1 protein-coding gene is annotated in these 1,880 nt (G+C 73.6%); it reads right to left on the bottom strand.

Annotated elements, in window-relative coordinates:
• Nucleotides 1-1,880, bottom strand: a 1,880-nt coding sequence (locus MOV80_RS23220; RefSeq protein ID WP_249605556.1) for an ImcF-related family protein, incomplete at both ends; no start/stop codon positions are given.

Raw genomic sequence — 1,880 nt, 5'->3', positions numbered from 1 at the left:
CGTTCTTCCAGCAGCCGCAGCAGCGGGCCGAAGCTTTGCGCCAGCGGCGCGGTTTCTGTGGCGGCGATGACCGGCGCGCTGGCGTCGTTCTTGCCCAGCAGCGCCTGGGCCTTGTCCATCAGATTGGCGCCGATGCTGTCGGCGCGTTCTCCGGCGCGGGCGTTGTCGCGCACCAGCGCCATCAAGGCGCGCAGCGGCGAGCGCTGCGGATCGGCGTAGACCTGTAGTTGCTGGGCGTTGGCGGCCAGCTTGGCCTCGCTCTGCCAGGACACCGCATTGAGGAATTGTTGCCAGGCGCGGGTGTAGTCGGTGAAGTAACGCTGGCGTAGCGCGGCGTCCAGCGCCTTGCCGGCGCTGGGCTGATCGGCCAGGCCGGCCTCGCCGGCATTGAGTACCCAGTCGCCGGCGCTGCCCTGGCGGCGGTGGGCGTCGGCGAGGGCGGCGCGCAGATGCTCGTCCCAGGCCTTGCGGGTGAACACGCCGGGCAGGCTGGCCTCGCTGCGCCACAGGCCGCGCAAGTCCTGGCCCGGCAGCAGGGCGGCCAGCGTTTGCGGCGGATACTTGGCCTGGGCTTCCGCCAGGATCTGCTGGTAGCGGGCGTCGTCGGCCTGCTGGCGGCCCAGCTGGCCGATCAGAGTCTGGCGGCTGGCCTGGGCCAAAGCCGGATCGGCGGCCATGCGCCAGCCGGGCTGGCCGGCCAGCCGTTCGGCGTAGAACTGCGCCATGGCGCGGCGCAGCGCCGGGGAGAAGCCGCCATCATCCTGGGCCGTCAGTTGGGCGGCGAGGAAGGCCGGTTCGGCGCGCGCCGGCTGGTCCAGCGTCAGATAGGCTTTCAGCGCCTGATAGGCCTGTTCGGTACGGGCCGGGTCGGTGCTCAACTCGGTGCTGGGGGTCTGGTTCAGCGCCTGCAATTGCCGCGCCCAGTGGCCGCGCGCGGGGGCAATCATCGCCTGGCCGATGGCGCGGGCGTAGTGCGGGCGCAGCCGTTCCAGCAAGGCGGCGTCGCGGTTCAGGCCGAAGCGGGCGGACCATGGCGCGCCGTGCCGCTGGCGGGCCTCCAGCTTCTCCAGCAGCCGTTGCAGCTGGAGCGCGCTGTTCAGGGTGGCGGTTTTAGGTTGGGCGTCGATGGTGGCCTGGGCCTCGGCGATCAGGCCGTGGTTCTGATAGGCGGACGCCAGCATGCCGGCCAGCCAGAACAGGCACAGCGCGCCAATGAGTCCGGCCAGCCGGCGTTGCCAGAGGCTGCTGCTGCGGCGCGGGGCGAAGGCGAAACCCTGGCTGACCGCGCCGCTCCACAGCCGGACGTCGGCCGGCCAGGTGGCCAGCGCCAGCGCGGTGAAGGCGGGAGCTGTGCCCAGGCCGCCGCGCCAGCGCTGCCAGGCCTCGGCCAGCGCCGCGGCTTCGCGTTCCAGCCACTGGGCGCAACGCAGCAGAAAGGGTTGCGCCGCCACATCGGGGTGAGTGGGAATGCCGCGCAGGGCCAGCCGGTCGGCCCAGGCTTTGGCCTGGGCGGCCCAGTCGTCGGCGTTGGCGGGCAGCGCCGGCAAGGGCCAGCCGGCGACGCCGGGGCCGGCATCGTCGGGCGCGCGCTGGCATAGGGTGATGGGCAGGGTCCAGCCGCTGGCGATGGCCAATTGCTCGGCGCGCTCGGCCAGCGCGGCGGCGTCGCCGGCTTGGGGCAGCAGGGCGATGACGGCGTCGGCCGGCGCTTGCCAGCGCCCGCGCAGCCGGCGCCAGCCGCCTGGGGGCGGGGCGGCGGAGGCGTCGATCAACACCATGCCGTCGGTTTCCAGCCAGGGCTGTTTGGCCAGCGCCGGCACCGCCTGGCGGACGGCCTCGGGCGCGCCGCAGAGCAGCAGCCAGTGCGGCCGCTGCTGGGC

It is taken from the genome of Chromobacterium sp. IRSSSOUMB001, from assembly GCF_023507765.1.
GTDB lineage: Bacteria > Pseudomonadota > Gammaproteobacteria > Burkholderiales > Chromobacteriaceae > Chromobacterium > Chromobacterium haemolyticum.
The sequence above is the reverse complement of the archived record's forward strand: the minus strand, read 5'-3'. Positions and strand labels throughout refer to the sequence as shown.